This is a genomic window from Rhodanobacter umsongensis, assembly GCF_042654965.1.
GTDB classification, from domain to species: domain Bacteria; phylum Pseudomonadota; class Gammaproteobacteria; order Xanthomonadales; family Rhodanobacteraceae; genus Rhodanobacter; species Rhodanobacter umsongensis.
Window position 1 is genome coordinate 977,118 of sequence record NZ_JBHSMK010000002.1, and the last position, 23,518, is coordinate 1,000,635.

A 23,518-nucleotide genomic window follows, 5' to 3' on the forward strand; every position below is an offset into this window, starting at 1 on the left:
CGCCCGACGCCGGGCAAAGCCTGGTGCCCGCAGGCGGGGTTCAACCACCGAACACCTTCTTCAGCAGGTCGGTGGTGCGTGCCGCCGGGTTATGCCGGATCGACTGCTCCTGATCGCCGATCTCGGTGAACAGCCCGTCCAGTGTCTTCGACGTCACATAGTCGTCCAGATCCAGCGAGCCGCCGCCCTTGTTCGATGCGTGGCCGCCCAGGGACCCCAGCGAACCCAGCGCGCCACCCAGGGCGCCGCCGCCCATGCCGGCGGTGAAGGCCTTGTACTTCTGGGTGACGCCGACGCTGTCGGTGGCCTTGGCCACGATGGGACGAATGCGTGCAGTCAGCGCATCGCCGGCTACCCGGCGAAAGAATTCGGTGGCCGCGTGATCGCCGCCCGTGAGGATGCCGCGCGCGTCGCTCAGCGTCATATTGCGGATGGCGTCGCCAAAAATCTGCGCCACCTGCGGCACCGCCTTTTCCGCCGCCCGGTTCATGCTCAGCGCGAACGCGTCGACCTTGGCGCCCTGCCCCAGTTGGCGGGCCAGGTTGCCGGCCTGCTCGAGCTTGCCGGGCAGCGGAATGCGCACCTTGGCGTTGTTCCAGAAGCCGCCGTCCCGACCCAGGCTGTTGATCGCATTGGTGGTGCTCTTGGCCAGGGCTTCCTTGAGGCCGGAAGCGATGTCGCTGGTGGGAAGGTTGCTGCCGAGCGAGGCTTTCGAGCCGTGTGTCGACGACTTGACCTTGTTCAGCAGATCCTTGAACTGGCCCGAGCCGGCGGCGGTCACCGGCAACGTGGCCGCGGCCAGGGCAAGCCCCAGCAGACCATGGCGAAGCAAATTGCGCATGACGTACTCCTTGGAGCGGGCAGGAGACCAGTGTATTCCTGCAGGAGCTTGCCGGAGCCACCAGCGGCGACTGCCCTATTCGACCAATGGCTAATGCCGCCCGACCGGTTTCGGGATTGACCACCGTCATCGACGGTACGACTCTTGCGGCATTGCCGAGGAGAGCGCCCATGCAAGCCGTCATCCCCAAGCCGAGTCCGGCCAGCAAGATCATGTGGGTCGCCATCGCCATCGTCGGCGCGTTCTGCCTGGGCGTGGTCGCGTTGCGCCGGGGTGAGCCGATCAACGCGATCTGGCTGGTCGCCGCGTCGATCGCGATCTTCGTGATCGGCTACCGGTTCTACGGCAAGTTCGTCGAGCACTCGGTGCTGCAGCTGGATCCGACCCGCGCACCGCCGTCCGTGCTGCGCAACGACGGCCTCGACTACGTGCCCACCGACAAATGGGTGGTGTTCGGCCACCATTTCGCCGCCATTGCCGGCGCCGGTCCGCTGGTCGGCCCGGTGCTGGCCGCGCAGATGGGCTACCTGCCCGGGACGATCTGGATCCTGTTCGGCGTGGTGTTTGCCGGCGCGGTGCAGGACTTCATGATCCTCGGACTCTCGCTGCGCCGCGATGCCCGTTCGCTGGGCCACATGCTGCGCGAGGAGCTGGGGCCGCTGCCCGGCGTCGTGGCGATGATCGGCGTGCTGGTGCTGATGATGATCGTGCTCGCAGTGCTGGCGCTGGTGGTGGTCAAGGCGCTCACGCACAGTCCGTGGGGCACCTTCACGGTGGCCGCCACGATTCCGATCGCGCTGCTGATGGGCGCGTACCTGCGCTGGTTCCGGCCGGGCCGGATTCTCGAAGTGTCGATCATCGGCCTGGTGCTGCTGCTGGTCTCGATCTGGCTGGGTCGCTACGTGGCGGAATCGGCTACGTTGGCAACGCTGTTCGACTTCGACGCCAGGGCTCTTGCCTGGCTGCTGATCGCCTATGGTTTTTGCGCGTCGGTGCTGCCGGTGTGGCTGCTGCTGGCGCCGCGCGATTACCTGTCGACCTTCCTCAAGATCGGCACCATCGCGCTGCTGGCGCTGGCGATCTTCCTGTCCGCGCCGATGTTGCAGATGCCGGCCGTGACCCGGTTCATCGACGGCAGCGGCCCGGTATTCGCCGGCAACCTGTTTCCGTTCCTGTTCATCACGATCGCCTGCGGGGCAGTCTCCGGCTGGCATTCGATCATCGCCTCCGGTACCACGCCCAAGCTGCTCGCCAATGAAGGCCAGGCACGCCTGGTCGGCTACGGCGGCATGCTGATGGAGGCGTTCGTGGCGATCATGGCGCTGGTCGCCGCCGCCTCGCTGCACCCGGGTGTCTACTTCGCGATGAACGCGCCCAGCGCGATCATCGGCACCACCGTGCAGGACGCCGCCACCACGATCAGCCAGTGGGGCTTCGTGGTGACGCCGGACGAATTGATTCAGACGGCCAAGAATATCGGCGAGAACAGCATCCTCAGCCGCGCCGGCGGTGCGCCGACGCTGGCCGTAGGCATGGCCCAGCTGCTGCACAACATCCTGCCCGGCGGCGGCATGATGGCGTTCTGGTACCACTACGCGATCCTTTTCGAAGCGCTGTTCATCCTCACCACGGTGGACGCCGGCACCCGCGTAGGCCGCTTCATGATCCAGGAGATCGCCGGGCTGATCCACAAGCCGCTGCAGGAAACCGAATCATGGACCGGCAACCTGCTGGCCACCGCAATCTGCGTCTTCATCTGGGGCTATTTTCTGTATCAGGGCGCGGTCGATCCGCTCGGCGGCATCAACACGCTGTGGCCGTTGTTCGGCATCGCCAACCAGATGCTGGCCGCGATCGCGCTGATGCTGTGCACCGTGGTGGTGGTGAAGCTGAAACGCGAGCGCTACGTGCTGGTGCCGGGCATCCCGGCGCTGTGGCTGATCGTTTGCACGCTGACCGCGGGTTACCAGAAGCTCACCGGCCCGATCAGCTTCACCGCTGCCGCGAACAAATACTCGGCCGCGATGCAGCAGGGCCAGTTGCTGGCGCCGGCCAAGACGGCAGTGGAGATGCGCCGCATCGTCACCAACAACTACGTCGACATGGCGTTGACCGGATTGTTCATGCTGCTGATCGTGACCATGGTCTTGTTCTGCCTGCGCGCACTGATCAGCGCCTGGCAGACCAATCGCCCCACCGCACACGAAGAACCGTACGTGGCGCTCAGCAGCGTCACTCCCTGAGGGCCCGACCATGAACGTGCCGATGCAGGTTCTCAACTCGCTCAAGCCCGGCTGGAAATGGGCGGTGCAAACAGCCCGCCTCTGCTGCGGCATACCCGACTACGACGCCTACGTGAGACACCTGCGCAACCACCATCCCGATCGCGAAGTACCCGACTACAAGGCATTCTTCCGCGAGCGGCAGGCAGCGCGCTACAGGGGCGGCGGCGGCCGGTGCTGCTGAGCGGCGGCGCTTCGTCCGACTCCCGCTTCTCGGCACGATCATCCTGGGTGCAGGCTGCGAACACGTTGTCCGATGCGCCCGAGTTCTCCAACACGATCACCTCGAACTTCACGACGATCGTCTACCGCATGGCCCGGCAGACAGATCCGGGATTGGGCGGTGCGCCGGGCCGCAGTGTTCCGATCGAGCAGTTGCGTCAGCGCGGTCGCATTGCCGACCGGGCGGGAAACGCGGCTCCAGGCGACGACTTCTCCAAGGCGATCCGCGCAGGAGTTCACTGATCGCCGCATGCATGCCGGTCAGCCGGCCAACTCGAAACGCGTGCTGCGCCTGACCGGATCGGCCTCGACCAGCCTGACCTCGACGTCGGCCCCCAGCGACAGGCTGGCGGTGCTCGACACGCTGGCTTCGATCGCCGGATCGCGCACGATGACCACACCCTTGGTGGGTGCATTGGCGGCAACTTCAACAATCGAACCAGCGAAGGTTTCGCCCACACGCGGCGCCAGCGCTGCGGCTTCGGCCAGATCGAGCACGGCATTCTGGTACTGGCTGGCGCGGTGGCCGGAAGCCTGCATCGTGGCGGGCAGGCCCGGCAACGCGGCGAGCGCCCAGTCGGGCACCGATTGTTTCGCACACAGCGCCACGCAGACTTCGCCGGTGTAGCGGTCGACCAGCCGGCGCAGCGGTGCGGTGGCATGGGTGTATTCCGCGGCCACCGCCCACTGCATCGGCTGTGCCGGCAGTTCGCCATTGAATGCCGTATAGCCGGCGCCGCGCAGCACCGTGGTGCAGGCAGTCAGCATGGCGACATGGGTGTCCTTCGATGGGTCGAGCGTACGGATGAACTCGGGATAGCTCAAGCCATCCGCCCAGTCGATACCGAGCGCCCTGGCGGTGATGTGCAAGCGTTGCAGCGCTTGCGGCTCGGGTGCGGGCAAGGTGCGCAGCAGGCCGACCCTTGCCTGCACCATCAGCTGCGCCGCGGCCATGCCGGTCAGCAGCGAGATCTGCTCGTTCCAGTCCTCGACCGCCAAGCGCGCGCGGAATGCCAGCGACCAGCGGCCGTCGACCACGTCGATTTCCTGCTCCGGCAGCGGCAGGCTGATGCCGCCGCGCGCCTGCTCGCGCCGCTTGCGCAGCTCGCCGATCTCGCGCAGCACGGCCCACATCGGATCGGCTGTGCCGGCGTCGATCTGCTGCTGCACACTGGCATAGTTGAGCTTGGCGCGGCTGCTGACCCTGGCACGCCGCACGTCGATGGCGGCGATCTCGCCGGCCCTGTCCAGCTCGATCGTCCACAGCAAGGCAGGACGCTGCTGACCGGGCAGCAGCGAGGTGGCGCCTTCGGACAGCACCTTGGGATGCAGCGGGATCTTGGCATTCGCGCCATACAGCGTCTCGCCGCGCCGGTTCGCCTCCAGATCGATCGGGTCACCGGCGGTGACGAAGGCGGCGACGTCGGCAATCGCGTAGTACACCCGATGACCGCCGTCGGTACGCTCGACGTACATCGCCTGATCCAGATCCATCGACTCCGGCGGGTCGATCGTGATCAGCGCGATGTCGGTGCGATCCAGCTCCGGCAGCCGTGGATTGGCGGCGGCTTGGGCGGCCGCGGCCTCGACCTCCGGCGGAAACGCCAGCGGCAGTTTCAGCTGACTCCGGATGTCGCGCATGCCTTGCACGAGCACGTTGTCGTCGCTGGGCTGGATGCGGATGCGGCGGGTGGTTGTCGGCACGGGCGAATTCCCTGGCGCAGTGTCTGTCGATGATCCAGGGTCGTTGCCTCGCCCTGCCGGTTGTTGCGGCTTTCAAAAAATATACACGGGTCGGCAGGGACTTCCCCGGTCACCGCACAAGGTGTAGAAACGGCGTCGATACCTCCGCCACTCCATCGACTCCCCATGACCGATACGTCCCTGCTGATTCGTCTGGCCGAAGACGACGACGATTTCATCCTTGCGCTGGTACCGCGCTTCGTGGACTTCAACCTGCCGCCATGGCGGCGGCGTCACGAATGCATCGAGGGCATCCGCAACGACCTGCTGCGGCACCTGGAGGATCAACCGGCCAACAGCTACCTGTTCGTGGCCGAGGACGCCGATGGCGAACGGGTCGGTTTCATCCACCTGCAGCGCACCGCCGATTTCTTCACCGGCCGCAGCAATTGCCACATTTCCGATCTGGCCGTGACGCCGAAACATGAAGGTAGCGGTGTCGGCAAGGCATTGCTGGCACACGCGGAGGCATGGGCGCGCGAACATCATTGCCAGCTGGTGACGCTGGCCGTGTTTCCAGGCAACGATCGGGCCCGGGCGCTTTACGAAGCCGCCGGCTACGCGCCCGACCTGCTCCGGCTGGCCAAGCCGATACGCTGACGATCAGCGGACCGCGATGACCCGGGAAACGAAGAAGCCGCCCTCGGGCGGCTTCTTCGCGATCATGTCGACGGATGGCGCGATCAGTTGGCGAGGCCGCCGGCAGCTGCCTCGGCCTGCTCGCGCTCGTCCAGCCGCTGGGCCAGACGGTCGATGTTGGCCAGCGAGAGCAGGTGCGCGTAAACCCAACCCAGCACGCCTTCGCGCAGGAACTCATGGGTGACCTTCTCGTCCAGTGCGCGCAGCTTTTCTTCGCTGACCACGTACAGACCATTGAGATTGATCGCCTTGCCTTCCTTGCCGTCCTTGCCTTCTTTCTGCAGGCGGACATTGCGCGGCTCGAGCAGGTCATGCTTGAGCAGTTGCTCCATGAACCACTTGGTACGCGCGACATTCTGCTGGAACTCGCCGAGGAAGCCGACCGCCTTGGCCAGCATTTCGCTGTCGCTGCCGTCTTCCAGAAACAGGCGCTCGCCCTCGCTGCTGTTGAAGCCCTCATAGCGTTCGTCGAGGAACACGGTGAAGTCGTCGCCCTCCTGCCCGGCCGGCTTCTCGGCCAGCACGAACGGGTAGCGGCGCACGAAGGCGGGCATGTAGGTATTCGGCGCCCACTGGCCTTCGGCGTCGACATACAGGTTTTCGTTCTGGCGCAGGCCCAGCATGGCCACCGGGCCGGAACTGGCCATGTCGGTGCCGGCGAAAACGATCAGCAGATCGCGTGCCGCAATGCCGAACTCCACGCCGGTGAGCGGCACCGAATGCGCGTTCATCGCGAACTTCACGTTCGGCACGCCCTTCAGGCGCAGATCCTTGTGTTCGGCGCGGTTGAGCGGCACCGGTTGCTCGTAGAAAAGAACTTCAGCCACGTTACTTACCTCTGCCCCGCCGTGCCGGGTCACCACCAAGCGCCCCTACCAAACCCGGCGTCAGGTCTGTGTTGACTGGTGATCATATCAGCGCTTCCGCGCGGCGGCGACTGCCGCGCCACGGCAGCCCTGCCGTATTCGCCTGCGAATTGCAATGAAATTGTTCTATGCTGACACGGACCAAGCATTCCGCATTATCGAAGCGCTCTTTCGAAGCCCAGGCTGAAGGACGATCTACATGCTGATGGAAGTGCCAAGTCGGGCCGATCTCAACGCGACCCGCGTATTGTCACTGGACGCCACCGGCCGCATCCTCGACTGGATCAGCTGGCAGGACGCGGTTTGCCTGTATGTCCGCGATGCCGTCGCCTGGACGCTGGGCGACCCCTGCCTCACCGTGCATGGCGGCCACAACCGCCTGCTCGGCGCGCAGAGCCACATCGATTTGCACCCGATCATCGCCAGCACCGGCCATTGCCGCGAGCATGCGATCGATCCGGCCCCCGCGCTCACCAATACCGCGCTGTTCGCCCGCGACCGCCACCTCTGCCTGTACTGCGGCGAGCACTTCAGCCGCGCCGAACTGACCCGTGACCACGTGTTGCCGATTTCGAAACACGGCAAGGACGAATGGGAGAACGTGGTCAGCGCCTGCCTTGCCTGCAACCTGCGCAAGAGCAACCGCACCCCACAGCAGGCCAACATGCCGTTGCTGGCCGTACCGTACCGGCCGAGCTGGGTCGAGCACCTGATCCTGTCCAACCGCAACATTCTGGCCGACCAGATGGAGTTCCTGGTGAGCCGGCTGCCACGGCAGCGCCGCGGCGATCGGCTTGATCAGGTCGGCATCGCCTAGTCGCGACTGCTCTTGCCGTTCTCGGCGGCCTGCTTCTGGCGGTGCCTCTCCAGCTCGTGATCGATCTGCTCGACCTCGGCGCAGGCTTCTTCGGCGACCTCTTCCTCGCCGGCCTTCTTGCTCGCCGCAGCCCGTGCGCTCTCCTTGCGGCTGGCCAGCTTGCGGTAGTTCTCACGAATGCGTTCCAGCGTCTCTTCGTCCGCGTCCTCGAGATCCAGCAGGCTGTTGTGCGCAGCGGTCGAACGGATCAGCTCGTCCAGCTTGATCTGCAACGCGGCGCTGTCGCGGTTCTGGCTGTTCTGGATCAGGAACACCATCAGGAACGTGATGATGGTGGTGCCGGTGTTGATGACGAGCTGCCAGGTGTCGCCGAAGTGGAACAGCGGACCGGTCGCCGCCCACACCACCACCACCAGCACGGCAAGCAGAAAGGCCGCCGGCCGGCCGGTGCTGCGGGCCGTCACTTCGGCAAACTGGCGAAAATGCTGTGAAAGAGTGGCCATGGCTGGCGTCCTGAAGGGTCTCCGGCAGCATGCAACCTCGCTCGTATGCTGGATGTGCACGCGCAACGCCCTGAATAGACCGATGCCTTCACGGCCGCGCCCTTGCTCCGCCCGGGCGCTGGGCCAACAATACGCAGATGAACGACCTCTCCCATTACCCGCACCTGGCACCGATCGAGACACCGGCGGATTTGCGCCTCGTCCCCGATGACGAACTGCCTGCCGTGGCCGACGAACTGCGCCAGTACCTGATCGAAGCGGTTGCCAGCTCCGGTGGCCACTTCGGCGCGGGCCTGGGCGTGGTGGAGCTGACCGTGGCGCTGCACCATGAGTTCGACACGCCGCACGATCGACTGGTGTGGGACGTCGGCCACCAGTGCTATCCGCACAAGATCCTCACCGGCCGCCGCGACCGCATCACCTCGATCAAGAAGAAGGACGGCCTGGCCCCGTTTCCCCGCCGCGAGGAAAGCGAGTACGACACCTTTGGCGTCGGCCATTCATCCACCTCGATCTCGGCCGCGCTGGGCATGGCGCTCGCCGCGCAGCGCAAGGGCGACCACCGCAAGGTCGTGGCGGTGATCGGCGACGGCGCGATGACGGCCGGCATGGCGTTCGAGGCGCTCAACCACGGCGGCGACGCCGAGCCGGACATGCTGGTCGTGTTCAACGACAATGGCATGTCGATCAGCGAAAACGTCGGCGCGATGACCAAGATGATGGCCCGCGCCATGGCCAGCCGCCGGCTCAACGAATGGCGCGAGCGGGCCAAACGGGCGATTCCGAAGCAGTCCTTCATGGGCCGCTTCTTCAAGCGCTGGGAGGAACACGCCAAGGGCATGTTCGTACCCTCGACGCTGTTCGAGGAACTCGGCTTCCACTACACCGGTCCGATCGACGGCCACAACATCCCGCAACTTCTGCAGGCGCTGCGCACGGTGAAGAACCTGCCTGGCCCGCAGCTGCTGCACGTGATCACCACCAAGGGCAAGGGCTACGCGCCGGCCGAACAGGCCCAGATCGAATACCACGCGGTCGGCCCGTTCGATCCGCAGGCCGGCCTGGTGAAGAAGAACGCCCCGGCCAGGCCGGCCTATACCGATATCTTCGGTGACTGGCTGTGTGATCAGGCCGCGGCCGACGAACGCCTGCTGGCGATCACCCCGGCGATGCGCGAAGGCTCCGGACTGGTGCGTTTCTCCAGGGAATACCCGCAGCGCTACTTCGACGTGGCGATCGCCGAACAGCACGCGGTCACCCTGGCCGCCGGCATGGCGTGCGAAGGCGCAAAGCCCGTCGTGGCGATCTACTCCACCTTCCTGCAACGCGCCTATGATCAGGCGATCCACGACGTGGCGCTGCAGAATCTCGATGTGACCTTCGCGATCGACCGCGCCGGCGTGGTCGGCCCGGACGGCGCTACCCACTCCGGCAGCTTCGACCTCACCTTCCTGCGCTGCCTGCCCAACATGCTGATCATGGCGCCGGCCGACGAGAACGAGTGCCGCATGATGCTGAGCACCGGCTTCCAGCACCACGGCCCGGCCGCGGTGCGTTACCCGCGTGGCAACGGCCCCGGCGCCGCGATCCATCAGGAGCTCGACACGCTGCCAATCGGCAAGGCCGAGCTGCGCCGGCGCGGCCATGGCCTGGCCCTGCTCAGCTTCGGCGCGATGCTGGCGCCGGCCGCCACGGTCGCCGCCGAGCTCGACGCGACCCTGGTCAACATGCGCTTCGTGAAGCCGCTGGACGAGGCGCTGATCGTGGAGCTGGCAAGAACCCATGATGGCTTCGTCACCCTGGAAGACAACGCGATCGCCGGCGGCGCCGGCTCCGCCGTGGCCGAGTGCCTGGCCGCGCATGGCATCACCCTGCCGATCCTGCATCTCGGCCTTCCAGACATCTATCTGGAACACGGCAGCCGCGAGGAAGTGCTGAGCATGGCCGGCCTCGACCTGCCCGGCATCCGCAACGCGATCCGCGCACGCTTCCCGCAGGCGGGGCTGCAGAGCCAGGCCAGCGCCTGAACCGGCCATTCCGGTAGCCGCTACCCATATCCGCCGCAGATCCACCAGGGCCGGATAGCGGGAACATCGTGCGCCCTCCCATGCAGGTGCAGGCCGTGCTCACTCGTCGACAGATTTTGCCTACACGCGGGCGGCAAGAACGCGGAGTAATACACGCCAGCGGCTGACAGCATTTCCCTGAACGGGTGCGGGATATTGGCCGAGGTCGTTGAGCTACCTTGCGGCCCAGGCACAGGAATCGTGCGCACAGGGAGTATCGATGGGCGGGATGCTCGACTCGTGGCAGCAACTGGAACACTGGGCCAGCCGGCACACCACCGGCATCCGCGGCCAGGCGAAACTGATCTCGGCGCGCGCCGGCAGCGCGCAGCAGGCGATCCGGCTTTCCGAGGGACTGGCGGCGTACTGGATCCTTCGCGACTTCCGCGAGCTGGACCTCCAGGGCGTCGTGGACGACATCGTCGCCGTGCTGCGCCAGTGCCTCATCGTCATGCTCACGACTACCGGCGGCGGCGCCTTGATCGGCGGCGTCGCCGGGAGCATCGGCGGCGCCGGGGTCGGCGCGATCCCTGGTGTCGTCGTCGGCGCCGGCGCAGGCGCGCAGGTCGGTGAATGGATCCTCATCGCCATGGGCCTGAAGGCGCTGGCCGAGTACGTCGTCAAGGACATGCCCGACATCGCCCGCGACTACTGGGCCGGCATCCGCCAGGCCTGGCTGGCCGCCACCCCGCCACCGCTGCCGCAACAACCGGTCCGCGTCGACCGGCTCGCCGTCGGCCACGCCGCCGAAAAGATCGCTCGCGCCCACGTTGCCGTCTTCGTCCTCCTGCTGATGGGCATCGTCGCCTATCTCGCCAAAGGTCGCGGCAGCATGCGCGAACTCGCCGATAGCGTGCGCAGCAGCAAGGTCGGCCCGAAGTTTGCGGAATGGATGGTCAGGAACGAGGGGAAACTGAAGGCGGAGCCGCGGCTGCGGGCTCGCGAAAAGATCGAACCGTCAGGAGCCAACGGTTCCAAAACCAGCGGCTCGCAGACCGGTTCGACGAAAGGTCGATCATTCAACAAGCAAGATTCAGCAATAAAAATCCACCCGGAGATAACCGCGGCACAACAGAACCAAACAAGCGCGGGATACAAGCCGGACAATTGGAGCATGACAACGATCCCAAAAGGCAGTCGCGTTTATGGTGGCCTGCCTGGTCAATCACCCTATTACACCACTCAGAGGGCAATACTTGACTCCGGCAGGAACAGTGCCAAACTTTTCCGCGGACTGCAGGTGGCACCGCACCCTGTATTCGGCTACAGACCCGAAGTCGGGATTTACCAAGTGCTGGAAGAAATTGAAATCCCCACAGGCCAAGCCCTTGCGAATCCCGCATTTGGAAAGGGTGGATCCCAACAATTTTTTATCGGCGACTATGGAAACAAATTACGACTTGTGGGGAAGGTGCAACTATGGAACTGATGGATAATATAAAATCCAGGCAAATTTTCCGCGCCGCAGAAATCGCCATAGAGGAGGGAAACTTCCTGGCGGAGATATCCGAGGGGTGGAGCAAGGTCCGCCAAGTCGTACACATGCGGAAAGGGCTATCGCCACTTGCCAAGCAGCGCATTGAATCCGAATTGCCATCGCTTCGGTACTGGTACTCGCCGAGGACGCCACATAATCCAGCAACCGAGGGTTTTATCAGCGATACCGATGAGGTAGGCCTCTCATTTCCAGAGATCACGGCGCTTTAAATATCAGAGCACTTAAACGTCATCGAAGCCCGCCGACTACGATTTCAAGCACACCCGCTGAGAGGGGTGCTACCGTGGCCAGACGCACATGAAAGCGGGAGACCTGCGTGAACGGGGCGCCTGAATAGGTTCTCCCAATCTACGTTGGCCAGTCATCAGCACCGCCCACCACTCACCCGATCGCGCGACTCCAGATCCTGCTTCGTGAATACTTCGGTGTAGCCGGACTCGGCGAGCAGCGCGCGGGCGGCGGCTCCCTGGTTCCAGCCGTGTTCGAACAGCAGCCAGCCGCCGGGGTGCAGGTGGGCGCGGGCGTCGCGCACGATGCGGCGGATGTCGTCGAGGCCGTCGGGACCGGAGGCCAGGGCGCTGGCGGGTTCGTGGCGCAGGTCGCCCTGCGTCAGATGCGGGTCGGCGGCTTCGATGTACGGGGGGTTGGAGACGATCAGGTCGAAGTGCTGGCCGGTGAGTGGCGCCAGCCAGTCGCCGTGCACGAAGGCGACGTTGCCGATGGCGTGGCGTTGCGCGTTGCGCTGGGCGACGGCGAGTGCGGCGGCGCTGGCGTCGGTGGCGACCACCCGCGCGCGCGGCCGCTCGCGCGCGATCGCCAGGGCGATCGCGCCGCTGCCGGTGCCGAGATCGGCCACGTTGCAGATGGCGACGAGTGGGAGGCGCTGCAGCGCCAGTTCGACCAGCAACTCGGTTTCCGGGCGCGGGATCAGCGTGGCCGGGCTCACTTCCAGATCCAGCGACCAGAAGCCGCGCCGGCCGGTGATATAGGCCACCGGCTCGCCCGCGGCTCGGCGTTCGACCAGGGCGGCGTAAGCCGTCTGGACGTCCATGTCCGGCACGTCGTCGGCATGCGTGAACAACCAGCTGCGCGGCTGCTGCAGCACATGCAGCAGCAGCAGCTCGGCGTCGACACGCTCGCCGAGCCGCTCGGCGGCGGCGGCCAGCATGCTGCGGACATCAGGCATGCGGCGGCTCCGTCGCCGACGGCGGCAGCTGCGGCGGCGCCGCGCCCGGCTTCGGCGCGGGCTTGCGCCAGTAGCCGCCGCGCGTCCACGCGTCGAAGGCCCAGCGCAGCCAGTCGATCAGCGACCATGCCAGCCACAGCGCCCACGCCAGCATGGCCAGCTTGTACACCCACAGCGAGACACTGAACACGCCGCCGGCGGGCAGCGCATTGGCACTCTGGTCGGCGAACCAGCGCAGGTTCCACGCATTGGACGCATTGCCGGCCACGTGCATGTCCGGCAGGCCAAGCAGGCCCTTCGGCACCGCGCCGATCAGCACCACCAGCGCCAGCAGGGTGAGCAGCGCGAGGCCCAGCTGCATCAGGTTGAACTTCGTGCTGCCGAGTTGCTCCGATGGCGTGCTGCGCGCGCGCAGGCCCAGCAGGATCAGCCAGACCACCACCAGCGCGTAGGCGCTCCAGGCGAACGCGGAGAAACCCAGCCCCAGCAGCAGCCAGTGGCGGAAACGCAGCGGCGTCGGCGCGTAGCGCGCCAGCAGCCACGCGGCGAACAGCAGCACGACCAGTTGCGACCAGTACAACACCGCCGGGCCGGTGGCCGGCCCCCACGTCCACAGTACCCAGCGATCCTGCGGCAGCTGCAACGCGAGATCGACGTTCGCCACCGGCGCGTGCAGCGCGAACACCGGCGTGCGCGTGCGGGCGGCGACGCCGTGCGGCTCGCGCAGGCGCAGCGTGTAGCCGTGTTCGCCCGGCAGCAGCGGCAGGCTCAACTTGCCGTCGCGCACGGCCAGGTTGATCGGCTCGCCGTCACGATTCGCATCCAGCAACTCGGCACCGGCCGGCAGGCTGATCGCGTGCTCGCCGCCACGCGTGCTGCGCGCGCGCAGGCTCAGTGTGGTTTCGGTGGCGCGTTCGCCGGCACGGCTGGTTACCTGCACGCCATCGAACGCCAGGCTGTGGCCGGCGATCGCCACCGGCCTGCTGAAGGCCAGCTGCAGGCTTTCGCCGGGCAACGGCTGGTACAGCAGACCGTCGTCGCTGGCGCTGGTCGGCACGCCCTTCGCGTCCACGTGCCACATCGGTGCAGCGTGGATGGCCCACACCTCGGCACGCTCGCCCAGCGCCGGCGCCGTGAGCGCCAGCGTCGTCGCATGGTCGAGGCGGCTGCTCCAGCGCACCGCGCCGCTGCTCGCGTTGAAAGTGATGCTGATGCGGCCATCCTTCACCAGCACGTCGTCGCCCAGCGGGTGCTCGCCCGGCAGCAGCGGCAGCGTGACGCTGAAACCGCCGTCCTGCGGGGCGATGCGCTCGACCGTGTTCTCGACCGTCCAGTCGACGCCCAGTTGCAGGCGGCGGGTCAGCCGCACATAGGGCGGGAAACTCTGCGCGGGCGGCAAATCCTTGCCGTCGCTGGCCGTGCGCATGCGCTGCAAGGCGATGCTGTCGCCCAGCGGACGGCCATCGTCGACGCCAGCCAGCGACCAGCCCTGGCCGCTGAACGCGATGCGCTGCGGGCGCAGCACGAAGCGCAGGCTGGCGTTGTCGGTCGCGCCGATGCGGTAGCGCAGGCTGACCCGATGCACGCCGCGCTCCAGCCGCAGCAGCAGCTGATCGCCGCGACGACTCAGCGGTGCATTCGCGTGGCCGTCCACGCCGACGTCGAGCAGTTGCAAGGCGTCATCGGCTTGCGGCAACGGCAGCGCGGCCGCGGCGCCGATATGCGCCTCCAAGGCGACATCCAGCGTGTCGCCGCTGGCCTGCACTTGCGCCTGCGCCACGGCGGCGCAGGCCGGCGCGCACTTCGGCGCCTCGGTCAGCCGGTCGCGCAGCTGGTTCAGCAAATCCTGGCTGGGCAGATTCTGCGCATGCACGCCAGCGGGCAAAAGCGCGATGGCCAGCAAGGCGCCGCCCACCGCAGCACCGCCGCGCCAGTCGCGCCAGCGGCCGCGCAGAGGCGTCAGCAGCAGCGGCACCAGCTTCGCCAGCAGCAGCGCCAGCAGTCCCACCATGACCACCCGCAGCAGCCGCACCAGCCACGCCGGCGCGATCACCAGCCGGGTGCTCTGCTCCGCGGTCACCGGGCCGGACCAGCCGAGCCGGTAGTCGTTGTCCTGATTCCAGCTCGGCATGCCGGCGCCGGCCTGGATCACGCTGCGGCTGTCGATGTCATTGCGGACACCGACCGATCCACTACCCAGATTCTGGACACCTGCAGCGGAAGCAGTGACTGCCGACAATGTCGCGCTCGACCCATCGCGTGACACCACACCCGGAGCCGATGATGCAGACGAACTCATCTCATCCGCCGCCGGTGCCGGTGCGGGCGGCGCGGGAAGCGGCAGCGGCCCCGCCTGCTGCTTCACCTTCATCTGTGCATTTGCATTGGCCTGTTCCCGTGCAGCCTGCTCGGCGTATTCCGCCGTGACGATCCGGCCGCCCTGGCTGCCGCCTTCCAGCTGCGGATGCAGCGCGTACTGCAACTGCGCCGCGGCGAACGGCAGCGTCCACAGCACCGCCAGCGCAAAGATCGCCACCGCACCGGCGCGCGCCGCCGTGCGCAGCCGCCCTTCCGGCAAGGCGCGCAGCAGCAGCGCCAGTGCCAGCGTCACGGCCAGCGTCCATAGCGGTGCCGTGTGCTCATGCTGCGCCAGCGCCAGATAGCCGGCCGCCAGCAGCGCCCACGGCCAACCCAGCAGACGGCCGGCGAGCAGCGCGATCAGGGCCACCACGAACAGGTCGAGCAGGCTCCACTGGCCGACCCACGAATCGGGCGAGCGGTCCACGCCGGTCGCGCCGAGCAGGCGGTAGCCGTGCGGCAGGTGCAAGGTGGCGTCGATGCTTTCCAGCGGCAGCTGCCAGCCGGAGCTGGGCATCGCGCCGCGGTGCGTGGGCAGGCGCAGGCCGGCGTCGAGATCGAGCCGCTGCTCGCGCAACTCGACGCCACTGCCGCCACCCTCGCCCTTGCTGACCAGCAGCGGCTCGCCGCCCTGGCTGGCTCGTTGCAATTGCCACGGCGCCGCCACGTCCAGGCGCTGGTGATGGCGCAGTTCGCCGCTGAGGCGGTCGGCCACGCTGAAGCCGCCGCCGTCGAAGTCCAGCCACAGCTGGCGTTGCAGGTGCAGTTGGTCGCCCTTGCCGCCCTCGTCGCCGCGCGTGCCCTGCTCGATCGCCAGGCCCGCGCCGTCGTCCAGCACGAACGCCGGCAGCTCGCTCCACTCGCCCGGCACGCCAGCCTGGGCCGCGTCGGTGGCGCTGCCTTCCACGCGGGTATTGCGCAGGGCGGGATCGTCGTCGTAGCTCCATATTTCCTGCCGCGGCCACGGTGCCGTCGGCAGCTTCAGCGCCACCTTGCCCAGCGGCGCGACACCACGCGCGGCAAGCGTGACCGTCCACTGGCCTGGCCGCAGCTGCACACGCAACCGGCCATCGTTCTCCAGCCGTGCCGGCAGGTCGCCGGACAAGGCGGTGGCCACGAAACCCTCCGGCAACACCGGGCCGAGCGATTGCTCGCGCGCGCTGCCGGTGACGTTGAACTGCAGCTGCGTTTCCAGTGTGGCCGGCAGGCCATCGGCGAGGCGGCGATAGACGCGCAGCGACAGCGCGTCAGCGGCGCGCTGCGCGGCGGCAGCCTCGCCCAGGGTGAGCTGTTCGCCATTGCGTTCGATGCGCGTCACCGCCGCGCCATCGACGCTCAGCGCCACCAGCCCGATCGACGCCGGCACGCGCAAGCGCGCCGGACGCGCCGTCCACGGCAGCGTGCCGCGCAATTGATAGTCGCCAGGTGTCAGCCACAGCATCGGCTGGCCGGCGCGCTCCAGCACGGTGGCCGGCTGGTTGTTCGCACCGACCTGCTGCGGCCAGGCCTTCGCGTCACCGGGCAATGCCACCCAGCTCGGCGCATCCACGTGCACGTCCAGGCTGAAACGCCCGCCGTCCTTGCCGGCATCGATGATCAACCGACCGGGCCAGGCGCACTGATAGCTGCCCTCGCCCGGCATCTGGTTGGCGAGGAACGGACAGTCGTGCTGCGGCACGTCATGCAGCACCCAGCTCTGCCAGTCGCGCAACGGCGGCGGTACATCCTGTGCCGGCAACGGTGTGGCGAGCAGCAGCCACAGACCCAGCAGTCCGAGCATTCGAGCAAGCATGCAGTTCTCCCTGTGTGCCGTGCGGCCGGCACAGTGTAAGTGGAACGCGACAGTCAAACAGCCTTGCCCGGCCCCGGTCGCGCCCTCGGGGTGTCCGCGCACCAACATTTCCGATCAATGATTGAACGCAGTCGTCGACACAAAGGGGTTACATGGCGATAACGACAGCGCCGTATAGTGGAATGCGATCCGCCTCGTCCTCATCACGGTGAACCGCATGTCCCTGATCAATCGCCAGTTGCGCCTGAAGACGCGCCCCGAAGGCCTGGTCCGGCGCGAGGATTTCGACCTGGTCGAACAGCCCGTGCCCGCGCTGAAGGACGGCGAAGTGCTGGTGCGCGTGCTGTACATCTCGATGGACCCGACCAACCGCGTGTGGATGCGCGACATCCCGCAATACCTGCCGCCGGTGGCGATCGGCGAAGTGATGCGCGCGCTCGGCCTGGGTCGCGTGGTGCAGTCGCGCTCGGCGCAATACCACGAAGGCGACCTGGTGCAGGGCGTCACCGGCTGGCAGGACTACCTGGTCCTGCACGAAAACGCCAATGGCTACGTGCGCCTGCCCGCCGACCCCGGCATCCCGCTCCCCACCCTGCTCGGCGCCGCCGGCATGAACGGCGTCACTGCCTACTACGGCCTCACCGAGATCGCCCCGGTGCAACCCGGCGAAACACTGGTGGTCTCCGCCGCCGCCGGCTCGGTCGGCTCCGTCGCCGGCCAGATCGGCAAGATCATGGGCGCCCGCGTCGTCGGCATCGCCGGCGGCGCCGACAAGTGCCGCTACCTCACCGACGAACTCGGCTTCGACGCCGCCGTCGACTACAAGGCCGCCGACTTCAAGCAGCAACTCAAAGCGGCCACCCCCGACGGCGTCCACGTCAACTTCGAGAACGTGGGCGGCGAAGTGATGCGCGCGGTGCTCTCGCGCATGGTCATCGGCGGCCGCGTCGCGCTATGCGGCCTGATCTCCAGCTACAACAGCACCGAACGCCCCAGCGACGACTTCGGCGTGTTCGTGATGAAGCGCCTGAGCATGCGCGGGTTTCTGGTGCTCGACTACACCAAGACGCGCGAGGCCGTGCAGGCGCTGGGCGGATGGATTCGCGAGGGGAAGTTGAAGGCGGAGGAGACGGTGGCGGAGGGGTTGGAGAATGCGCCGGAGGTGCTCAACCGGTTGTTTGATGGGAGTCATCGGGGGAAGTTGGTGTTGCGGGTGGCTGCGCAGGCATGATGGGCAATGCTCTCTGAGTTCTGCGTTCAGATAACGCTGAGATCAGCGAGAATCGCCAAGGGAGTCCATCGTGCGCGTACGACGCATTGATCGTATAGTTTGAAGATGGGGTACACGGTCGATGAAATCATTCTGGATGTTATTAATGCTGACGGTGATGCAGCCCATCGCATCTTTCCCTGCGGCAGCTTCGAAGCTGAGTCCGCAGCAGCACACTCTGATGGCAAATGTGTTTTTGTCTGAGGTTCATGAGTATCTAGTGGGTGGCCGCGGTTATGACTACTACCGGCCATTGCTTGCTCTGAGCGTGCGGGATATCGATCTGGCCCGGGCCTACAAAGCGGATGCGGCGGCCGCCGATGTCCACTATCGTAACAAGGTCGCAATCGTCGCCGGCAAGCTCATGGCGATTGAGAAGCAGCCATCGAGTTCCTGTGCGGTGGCAAAGTTTCGAGGTGTGCAAGCAAGTCTATGCGGCTCTCAAATGGCACTGGTCCAAGAGAAGAGTGATGCCGTCCTTCTCGCATGTGCGGTTCATGCTGGTGCGAAAGATGGATTGGTTTGGTTGAGTGACTGTGACGATCCAGATATAACGCTTGGTCGACTAGCTAAAGACCGAGCTGATCAAGTCGAGGCGAATCCGATGTTCGAACCCAACTCGAAGTGGATTGCTTTAGTTAATTTGTTGCCTGCATTCTTACCGGCCAAGACCAGTTGCATGGACAAAATTTCTACAGCTTGCATGGATGATCTTGGGATGGCAGTTGCCAATTGGAACGTATCAGCGTCTTCCAAGGATCCTGCGGCGCAGAGAGCAATGTCCATGTTTGGTCATTAGGAGTCCGCAGATCTGCTAGCTTCCTTTGAAAGGCTTTCGTGCGCCTAAGGAGGGCGAAAGCTCTACTCTGCTTCAACTACCAGCAGGACACTTCTCCGCTGCCACATTCACTCAATCCGAAATCGCCAACACACACTCGTCCGCCCCGTAACTCCGGCAACAGACTGGAAAGATCGACAACCCACCGGGTGCGATGGCCGGCCCGAGCAGCCCTTCCAGGAAACCGCTGAAGAAGCTGCAGCCGGAATGGCCGTCTTCCGTGCACAGCGGGCTGTCGCGGATATGCAGCTGGGCGCCCTGCTGGTCGACCTCGACCAGCGCGCGCAGTGCGGGGGTCCCGATGTGCTCGATTGCCTCGCGCAAATCCAGCCCGTCATCCAGCGCGTACTCGCGCGCGAACACCCACGCACCCGCGCGCTGCCCCGCCAGCGCGAGCGAGGATTCGCGTGCGCCTGCGGCGACCGAGTGCGCCAGCGCCAGCAGCTGCGGCACGATCTGCGGGTAGTCGTACTCCAGTTCCCGCAGCGCCTTCTCGACGGCCGCTGCATCCGGCTCCAGCGGCACCAGCTCGACGAACGGTGTCGTGACCACGGGCGCGGGCGCCGGTGCGGACGCGCGCGGCGTGGGCAGGATGAATTCGAACTCCGGCTCCGCCGGCGGCTCGCGAGGCGGCTCCGGCGCGGATGCCGCGACCGGCTCGACGTTCCGGATCCGGTCCTCAGCCATCGGCGTCGCGGCGTGCACGGCTGCTGTCGAAGCAACGGCCACCGCCGGCGGGACCACGGCCGCCGATCCCACCCGCTTGGGCGACGCGGCGAAATGTGGATTTGGCTCGCCCTCGACGAAGGGAAAAACCTTGACGCTGATGAAGCGGTCGCAGGCGTCCAGCGCCGCCTCGAGCGTCCGCTTCTTGCGCGGTGGTCCGCGCACGACCATCGTCAGCAGGATGCCGTGGTGATCCTGTTGCAGACGCTGCCGCTGCAAGGTGAATCCGCTGGCCATGACGAGTCGGCCGACCTCGATCAGCAGGCCCTCCCGATTTTCCGAGAGGCCCTGGATTTCCAGCTCGATCATCAAGCCCCCTGTAGGCGATGCCGGTGGAACACGTTGTGTGGAATGACGTCGCCGCAGGCAGGCCATGAGCTGCAGCGGAAGACGTCCGCGCTACGTGGAGATTCTAGGGCCAACAAGAAGGAATGCCAGACGCCGGCGTGCCGCATGATCGCTTGCCGTTACCCGGCGGCTTTCGACGCCGCCGTGGCATCCCGCCCATGAAGGACGTATCGTCCAACCTCTCCAGAACCAGGCTCCCATGGCAACCCCGAAGCCCTTCCCCCACGCCGGCTTCCTGAGCCTGCTGGAGCGCATCAACGCATCCGCGCCCGTGCCTGCGGGCGCGCTGCCGCCGTCGCTTGCCCGCGTCCTTCTGATAGAGGGGGACTCCGGCCGACCGACGCCAGCTGCTAGCCATCTGATCCAGCTGCTGAAGGCGCGTCACGCCGTGCTGCAGGCGTCGTTCGATACCGACGTGGTGGCCGATGAATTGCGGCGGTACCAGAAGTTCGCGCGGCCGGGCCAGCCGTCGCCGCAGATCGTCCAACTGCGGCAGCAGCAGGCCGCCGCGCGGCAAGCCTCCAGCCAATCGAGGCAATCTTTCATCAGGGCGGCGGCGGCGTTCGCGCGGGAGACCGGAATCGAAGTGCCGCCACGGGTGGCGCTGGAGGTCTTCATCACCGGCTGGATCGAGGCCAACGTGCCTGAGGATGTCGTCGCCACGACCTGACAACGGCTGGCCCAAGGGCTCTTCGGCCCACGAAAATGAAACAGCCGGCACGCTGCGCGTGCCGGCTGTTTCGGTTCCACCTTGCCGCTCAGCGCAGGATCGCGGCCGGATCCTGCTTCGCCTTCAGCGCGCTGCACAGCTGGATCGATTCGCCCATCTGCGCCAGGCCGCGGCCGATGCCGGCGGCATCCTTTTCGCGGGTCTTGAAGAACGCCTGCAGGCGGTCGTATTCGGCCGTGCTGCAACCGCCGCCAGCGGCCAGCGACGGCAGGCGGCCACCGGAGAAGCTGCCGGTGCGATCGAGGATCTGCTGGTAGTGCGCGGTAAACCACGTCCACATCGCATCGCGCTGGGCCCGCGTGTTGCGACCGGCCCGCAGCAGCATGGCCATCTCGCCGACCTTGACCGGCTTGGTCAGCGCGAAGTTGCGCACCTGCTCGGTCAGCGCCGGGTCTTCCACGCTGGCCAACCCGCCGAGGATGCCGTTGCGCAAGGCCGGATCGCTGGTCTTGGGCAGTTCGGCGATCAACGCGTCGACCGCGCTCTTGCCGTGTTCCTGCACAGCCATGCCCAGCGCATCGCCGAGCAGGTCCGGATCGGCCGCGGCCAGATTCAGGTGGCCGGCCGCGGTCGGCTTGAGCGCCGCTTCACCCTGCTTGAGCAGGGCCGCGCGGACCTCCGGCAGCTTGAAGCCGAAGCCGAGGCTGCCGGCCAGCTCGCTGCGCATCAGCGAGTCTTCCTCCGGCTCGCCCGCCTTGCGCTGGTAGCTCAGCTGTTCCAGACGCGGCAGATAGGCGGCTTTTGCCCAGGCGGCCAGCCGCGCACGCTGCGCATCGGTGGTGGCTACGTGGCGATAGATCCAGGCGAGCTGGTCCAGCGGCGCGGTGGCCACGTCGCGGATCTTCGACCCGGTCAACGGCTGCAACGCGGTCAGCACGTCGCCGGCGTCCAGGTCGCCGTGGCGGAAGCTCGCGTCGACCGCATCGGCGTAGGCCAGCTGTTCGGCATCGCTGAGCTTGCCGACCTGTTTGACCAGACCGGCGAGGGCCGCCTTGCCGAGGCTGAAACGGTAGTAGCCGCTGGCGTTCGCGTTCGGCATCACCCAGGTCGGGTTGCTGGCGCCAGGCAGCGTCATCGAGCCGGTGGCCTGATCGAGCATGTCGCAGCTGACCTTGCTGGACGGTGCATTGTCTTTGCCGTCAGCGGCGGTGCCGTAACGCACGCACACCGGCACACCCCAGATGCGCTTTGCATCGCCGGCGCTGCCGATCGGCAGGTAGCGGCTCTGGCTCAGGTGCAGCACGGTCTTGCCGTCTTTCTGCTCCAGCCTGGTCGTCACGTAAGGCACGCCGGACTGGTCGAGGAAACTCTTGAACGCATGTTTGAACGCATCGCCCTTGTCGGCCGCCGTGGCGATCGCCGAGACCAGGTCATCGGCGGTGGCGTTGCCGAATTTCTGTTTCTGGATGTAGGCGCGCATGCCCTTCTGATACGTCTTCTCGCCCACGTAGTTCTCGAACATGGCGATGACGCCGGCACCCTTCTGGTAGGTGATGCCGTCGAACGCGGTCATGATGTCGCCGTTGCCGGTGATCGGCTGGCGGATGCTGCGCGCGCTGACCAGGCTGTCGTTGCTCATCGCGCCCTGCGCGCCGCGCACGCGGTCGAGATCGGCGCGGTACTCCGGATGCACTTCCATGGTGACCTTCTGCTGCATCCAGGTGGCGAAGGCCTCGTTGAGCCAGATGTCGTTCCACCATTCGGTGGTCACCGTATCGCCAGTCCACTGGTGGGCCAGCTCATGCGCGGTGACGTTGAACGAACCCTGCACGTTGCGCGCGGGGGAATCCTTGTCGAGCAGCAGCAGCCAGTCGCGGAACGTCACCAGGCCAGGGTTCTCCATCGCGCCGGCCTCGAAGTCCGGTGCGGCGAGCAGATCGAGCTTGCCGAACGGATAGCCGAAGCCGTAGTAGTTCTCGAGCGCATGGATGATGCTGGGGGTCTCGCCCAGCACGTGCTGCATGCGGTGGCCTTCGCCCTTGGCAGCGACGCCGCGCAGCTTCAGCGGCTTGGCACGGTACGCATCCGGTGAAATGTCGGGGCCGGCCACGATGTCCCATGGGCCGACCGCAAACGCGACCAGATAGGTCGGCAACGGCAGCGTCTGCGCGAACGTGACGGTTTTCCAGCCCTTGCCGGCGGGTTGCTCCTTCACCTGATCGGTGTTCGCCACCACCGCCTGGCTGTCGGGTACGGTGATGCTGAGGTCGAACGGGGTCTTGAAGCCCGGCTCGTCGAAGCCGGGGAACGCGAAGCGCGCGCTGATCGGCTCCATCTGCGTCATCGCATACGGCTGGCCCTTGGCGGTGACCTTGTACAGGCCTTGCAACTGCGCGTTGAGCGGCGCGGTGTATTCGAACTTCAGGGTCAGTTGTTGCGGTTTCAGCGTGCTGCCGAAATCCACCCGCACCACGCCGGCCTTCGGCTCCACGCTCACGTACTTGCCGACATGCACCTTGCCGGCGGCGTCGGTGATGGCCACCTTCGACACCTTCAACTCGCTGCCGTCCAGCCACAGATGATCGGATGCTTGGGTCAGCTTGACCTTGATCGTGGTGGTGCCGGAAAAATCCTGCTGCGCCGGATCGACCTTGAACGCGAGCTGGTACGACTGCGGCACCGCCCAACCCGGCAACCGGCCTTGCGGTGCCTGATCGGCAGTGGCGGCAAGCGCCGCGCCACAGCAAGTGGCAAGCGCGGTGAGCAGGAGGGGGCGGACAAGACGGCGCATGGGGCGTTTCCCGAAAGTGGAGAACTCCAACGCTAGGGGCGGGGTGACTTTCGACCCAGTGC

The 23,518-nt window shown here is 66.4% G+C and carries 19 protein-coding genes; 11 read left to right on the forward strand and 8 right to left on the reverse strand.

Going from position 1 to position 23,518, the window contains the following annotated elements:
• Positions 1-40 precede the first annotated feature (40 nt).
• Entirely contained in the window at positions 41-841 is an 801-nt protein-coding gene (locus tag ACFPME_RS04730) for a DUF4197 domain-containing protein (protein WP_377302540.1), read from the reverse strand.
• Positions 842-1,011: 170 nt separating this feature from the next.
• Between ACFPME_RS04730 and ACFPME_RS04735 the strand changes: the two genes are divergently transcribed.
• The 3 genes from ACFPME_RS04735 to ACFPME_RS04745 are packed head-to-tail and all read left to right on the forward strand — an operon-like array spanning position 1,012 to position 3,588.
• Entirely contained in the window at positions 1,012-3,084 is a 2,073-nt protein-coding gene (locus ACFPME_RS04735) for a carbon starvation CstA family protein (protein WP_377302542.1), read from the forward strand.
• A 10-nt stretch (positions 3,085-3,094) separates the two neighbouring features.
• Positions 3,095-3,307: a YbdD/YjiX family protein gene (locus ACFPME_RS04740; RefSeq protein WP_377302544.1), complete on the forward strand. Its 213-nt coding sequence runs from the start codon at positions 3,095-3,097 to the stop codon at positions 3,305-3,307.
• Positions 3,298-3,588, forward strand: a complete 291-nt coding sequence (locus ACFPME_RS04745) for a hypothetical protein (RefSeq protein WP_377302546.1) — start codon at positions 3,298-3,300, stop codon at positions 3,586-3,588. Before ACFPME_RS04740 ends, ACFPME_RS04745 begins: the two co-directional genes overlap by 10 nt.
• 18 nt (positions 3,589-3,606) lie before the next feature.
• Here the strand turns inward: ACFPME_RS04745 and ACFPME_RS04750 are convergent, their stop codons facing one another.
• Positions 3,607-5,049, reverse strand: a complete 1,443-nt coding sequence (locus tag ACFPME_RS04750) for an RNB domain-containing ribonuclease (RefSeq protein WP_377302548.1) — start codon at positions 5,047-5,049, stop codon at positions 3,607-3,609.
• A gap of 165 nt (positions 5,050-5,214) precedes the next feature.
• Between ACFPME_RS04750 and ACFPME_RS04755 the strand changes: the two genes are divergently transcribed.
• Positions 5,215-5,688: a GNAT family N-acetyltransferase gene (locus tag ACFPME_RS04755; protein WP_377302550.1), complete on the forward strand. Its 474-nt coding sequence runs from the start codon at positions 5,215-5,217 to the stop codon at positions 5,686-5,688.
• Positions 5,689-5,771: 83 nt separating this feature from the next.
• Here ACFPME_RS04755 and ACFPME_RS04760 read toward each other — a convergent pair whose 3' ends face one another.
• A complete protein-coding gene (locus ACFPME_RS04760) occupies positions 5,772-6,554 on the reverse strand; it encodes a SapC family protein (RefSeq protein ID WP_377302552.1) in 783 nt (260 codons plus the stop codon).
• Between the two features lie 238 nt (positions 6,555-6,792).
• On the opposite strand from ACFPME_RS04760, the gene ACFPME_RS04765 reads away from it, so the two are divergent.
• Positions 6,793-7,410: an HNH endonuclease gene (locus ACFPME_RS04765; protein ID WP_377302554.1), complete on the forward strand. Its 618-nt coding sequence runs from the start codon at positions 6,793-6,795 to the stop codon at positions 7,408-7,410.
• Here the strand turns inward: ACFPME_RS04765 and ACFPME_RS04770 are convergent.
• Positions 7,407-7,913 carry a low affinity iron permease family protein gene (locus tag ACFPME_RS04770; RefSeq protein ID WP_377302556.1) on the reverse strand — a complete coding sequence of 169 codons (507 nt, stop codon included), beginning with the start codon at positions 7,911-7,913 and terminating at the stop codon, positions 7,407-7,409. The two genes, ACFPME_RS04765 and ACFPME_RS04770, sit on opposite strands and share 4 nt — an antisense overlap.
• A 137-nt stretch (positions 7,914-8,050) precedes the next feature.
• Here ACFPME_RS04770 and dxs point away from each other — a divergent pair, with 137 nt between their 5' ends.
• From dxs to ACFPME_RS04785, 3 genes are all read left to right on the forward strand, one after another.
• Positions 8,051-9,940, forward strand: a complete 1,890-nt coding sequence (gene dxs / locus ACFPME_RS04775) for a 1-deoxy-D-xylulose-5-phosphate synthase (RefSeq protein WP_377302558.1) — start codon at positions 8,051-8,053, stop codon at positions 9,938-9,940.
• Between the two features lie 259 nt (positions 9,941-10,199).
• Positions 10,200-11,408 carry a DUF6861 domain-containing protein gene (locus ACFPME_RS04780; RefSeq protein WP_377302560.1) on the forward strand — a complete coding sequence of 403 codons (1,209 nt, stop codon included), beginning with the start codon at positions 10,200-10,202 and terminating at the stop codon, positions 11,406-11,408.
• Positions 11,399-11,686, forward strand: coding sequence for a hypothetical protein (locus ACFPME_RS04785; protein WP_377302562.1), 288 nt, complete (start codon positions 11,399-11,401; stop codon positions 11,684-11,686). Before ACFPME_RS04780 ends, ACFPME_RS04785 begins: the two co-directional genes overlap by 10 nt.
• A 155-nt stretch (positions 11,687-11,841) precedes the next feature.
• Here ACFPME_RS04785 and prmC read toward each other — a convergent pair whose 3' ends face one another.
• Both prmC and ACFPME_RS04795 read right to left on the reverse strand, forming a co-directional pair.
• On the reverse strand, positions 11,842-12,663 hold the full coding sequence (prmC, locus tag ACFPME_RS04790) for a peptide chain release factor N(5)-glutamine methyltransferase (protein ID WP_377302564.1): 822 nt from the start codon (positions 12,661-12,663) through the stop codon (positions 11,842-11,844).
• The gene (locus tag ACFPME_RS04795) at positions 12,656-16,813 is read right to left on the reverse strand and encodes a hypothetical protein (protein WP_377302566.1); all 4,158 of its coding nucleotides are present in this window, start codon (positions 16,811-16,813) and stop codon (positions 12,656-12,658) included. The genes prmC and ACFPME_RS04795 overlap by 8 nt, the downstream gene beginning before the upstream one ends.
• A 217-nt stretch (positions 16,814-17,030) precedes the next feature.
• On the opposite strand from ACFPME_RS04795, the gene ACFPME_RS04800 reads away from it, so the two are divergent.
• Positions 17,031-18,044 carry an NADP-dependent oxidoreductase gene (locus ACFPME_RS04800; RefSeq protein ID WP_377302568.1) on the forward strand — a complete coding sequence of 338 codons (1,014 nt, stop codon included), beginning with the start codon at positions 17,031-17,033 and terminating at the stop codon, positions 18,042-18,044.
• 121 nt (positions 18,045-18,165) lie between these two features.
• Positions 18,166-18,882 (forward strand): hypothetical protein, encoded by a 717-nt coding sequence (locus ACFPME_RS04805; protein ID WP_377302570.1) that lies wholly within the window; start codon positions 18,166-18,168, stop codon positions 18,880-18,882.
• 111 nt (positions 18,883-18,993) lie between these two features.
• On the opposite strand, the gene ACFPME_RS04810 is transcribed toward ACFPME_RS04805, so the two are convergent.
• Positions 18,994-19,956 carry a hypothetical protein gene (locus ACFPME_RS04810; protein WP_377302572.1) on the reverse strand — a complete coding sequence of 321 codons (963 nt, stop codon included), beginning with the start codon at positions 19,954-19,956 and terminating at the stop codon, positions 18,994-18,996.
• A gap of 238 nt (positions 19,957-20,194) precedes the next feature.
• Here ACFPME_RS04810 and ACFPME_RS04815 point away from each other — a divergent pair, with 238 nt between their 5' ends.
• The gene (locus tag ACFPME_RS04815) at positions 20,195-20,665 is read left to right on the forward strand and encodes a hypothetical protein (RefSeq protein WP_377302573.1); all 471 of its coding nucleotides are present in this window, start codon (positions 20,195-20,197) and stop codon (positions 20,663-20,665) included.
• Between the two features lie 88 nt (positions 20,666-20,753).
• On the opposite strand, the gene ACFPME_RS04820 is transcribed toward ACFPME_RS04815, so the two are convergent.
• Positions 20,754-23,456: a M1 family metallopeptidase gene (locus ACFPME_RS04820; RefSeq protein ID WP_377302575.1), complete on the reverse strand. Its 2,703-nt coding sequence runs from the start codon at positions 23,454-23,456 to the stop codon at positions 20,754-20,756.
• Between the last annotated feature and the right edge of the window lie 62 nt (positions 23,457-23,518).